Raw genomic sequence first — 1,775 nt, 5'->3', positions numbered from 1 at the left:
GAAGAAAGAAGGGTTCGTGGCGGATATCTACTTCGATGAACAGAAGCTTCATACGACAGCCGGGTTTGATCTTGAAGAGCTCTCGAACCAGACGACCTGGTTCGTTGACCAGTATGAAGACTTTGACCAGAAGGAGCTGAAAAACCTCCTGGTCAAAGGGGTGGCGGAGTTGGGGGAGTGATTCCCCCACTCCTTCAAACGAGAGGGAGACCTTCCCTGATCCGGCCCACCGGGAGCCGATCCCCGGCACACTACCCACACTGAGGAGAGATATCATGGCTAGCAAAAACCTGTATGTCCGTGAGGAAGATGTACAAATTTTCAACGAAGCAGCCGAAATCCTGGGTGAGGAATCGCTTTCCGCCGCAATCGCCTCCGTCCTCCGTCGGGCGGTCGAGGCGAAAAAGGCGGAACTTGAAGGGATGGAACAAATTGAGTTGGAAGTGGGGACGAGATCTGGGGTGATGGGCGATACCCCAGATCTGAAAAAGATCCGGTTCACCGGGAAGGAGCTTGCGTTTCACCGCAAGCTCCAGGGGAATGACACAAGAGGGGTAGATACAACCCTATACCGGACGAAAAAGGGGAAGTTCCTTCTTTTCGTCGAGGACTGGTCACGCTGGCAAGGGGAAGCGACCACATCCGAATACTTCATCTATGATACTCTTGAGGATGTCGAGACTTCCGGAAACGCCACGGGTCAGTTGATCAGGGATGCAAAAGAAGCGCTGGGCGATGACCCAGCTACCGAACTGGATATTTGAGTGACACGGCCCGCCGGGTGCCGCAAGACCCGGTCCATTATCCAGGGTGGCGACCTACCGCTAAGGAGGAATTGAGGATGCAAAACCATTCTGCATGGATTCGTGAGGCTGTGAAAGGCAGGACACCCGTCGAATTGGCGGCGCACTTGGCTACCGATGGTTTCACAGGAGGAGTCGAAGGCGCAACCGAAATCATCCGGCTGTGCCAAAAGGGAAAGTTCGATGAGGCGGCGCAAGCCGCGCATATGGACGGGTGGCTTTGATGCAAGGGGCTCCGACCCCTTGCGAGGGTGAGGGGAGACCTTCGCTCTCGCAAGAGGTCGGAATGACCTCAAAATACTAGGAGGAATTGAAATGAAAATTATCAACCTTACACCGCATGAGATCACCGTCCGATTGGAAACGGGGGAGGAAATCACCTTCCCCGCATCCGGGGAAGTGGCACGGGTGAAGACCGTCTCGGAGGATGCGGGGGAAGTGGCGGGAGTCCCGGTTGTCACCCAATCCTATGATGAGATTCAGGGGCTACCGGAGCCAGAAGAGGGGACCCTGTATCTGGTTTCCCTTGTCGTCCGGCAGGCGGCACAGGAGCAGGGTCGGACGGATATCATCAGCCCGGACACCTCCCCTCAGGGGGCGATCCGGGACGAGCAAGGCCGAATTGTGGCTGTGCGTCGTTTCGTCCGCTGATTCTGGTCCTCCATTTCGCTCATCCAAGCTGGGTGAGCGATAGCAGGATCAGATTGATACAGATCGTATCCGCGATACGTTCTGGGGATGATATGACGGAACCGGGAGGATCACCCTCCCGGCTTTCTTGTGTTGTGGTAGGATGGATAAGACCAAGAAAGGAGATTAAAGAGGGACTGTTTGCAAACAAATTGCAAACGGATTGCAAACAAAACCCTGATAAAACCCAGCAAAACATGGACTATCCCCAAACTAAAACACAGCAAATAGCACAATAAAACACGCAAAAAACGGGCGACTCCTAATAGTACCGTATCGGAA

4 protein-coding genes are annotated in these 1,775 nt (G+C 54.3%); all 4 read left to right on the top strand.

The annotated features are described in order from the left end of the window. Positions 1-181, top strand: a 181-nt coding sequence (locus tag IEV46_RS17740; RefSeq protein WP_188433940.1) for a hypothetical protein, incomplete at its 5' end; no start/stop codon positions are given. Between the two features lie 94 nt (positions 182-275). Continuing rightward, positions 276-764, top strand: a complete 489-nt coding sequence (locus tag IEV46_RS17735; protein ID WP_188433938.1) for a hypothetical protein — start codon at positions 276-278, stop codon at positions 762-764. Positions 765-841: 77 nt separating this feature from the next. Next, positions 842-1,027 carry a hypothetical protein gene (locus IEV46_RS17730; protein WP_188433936.1) on the top strand — a complete coding sequence of 62 codons (186 nt, stop codon included), beginning with the start codon at positions 842-844 and terminating at the stop codon, positions 1,025-1,027. 91 nt (positions 1,028-1,118) lie between these two features. Continuing rightward, positions 1,119-1,454, top strand: a complete 336-nt coding sequence (locus tag IEV46_RS17725; protein WP_188433934.1) for a hypothetical protein — start codon at positions 1,119-1,121, stop codon at positions 1,452-1,454. Positions 1,455-1,775 lie beyond the last annotated feature (321 nt).

This window comes from Kroppenstedtia guangzhouensis, assembly GCF_014637345.1.
In the GTDB taxonomy this organism is placed as follows: domain Bacteria; phylum Bacillota; class Bacilli; order Thermoactinomycetales; family DSM-45169; genus Kroppenstedtia; species Kroppenstedtia guangzhouensis.
This window is presented reverse-complemented; position numbering and strand designations above follow the sequence as displayed.

Coding starts and splice junctions, on each gene's coding strand:
- IEV46_RS17730 (WP_188433936.1), top strand. CDS start 842: ATGCAAAACCATTCTGCATGGATTCGTGAGGCTGTGAAAGGCAGGACA.
- IEV46_RS17725 (WP_188433934.1), top strand. CDS start 1,119: ATGAAAATTATCAACCTTACACCGCATGAGATCACCGTCCGATTGGAA.
- IEV46_RS17735 (WP_188433938.1), top strand. CDS start 276: ATGGCTAGCAAAAACCTGTATGTCCGTGAGGAAGATGTACAAATTTTC.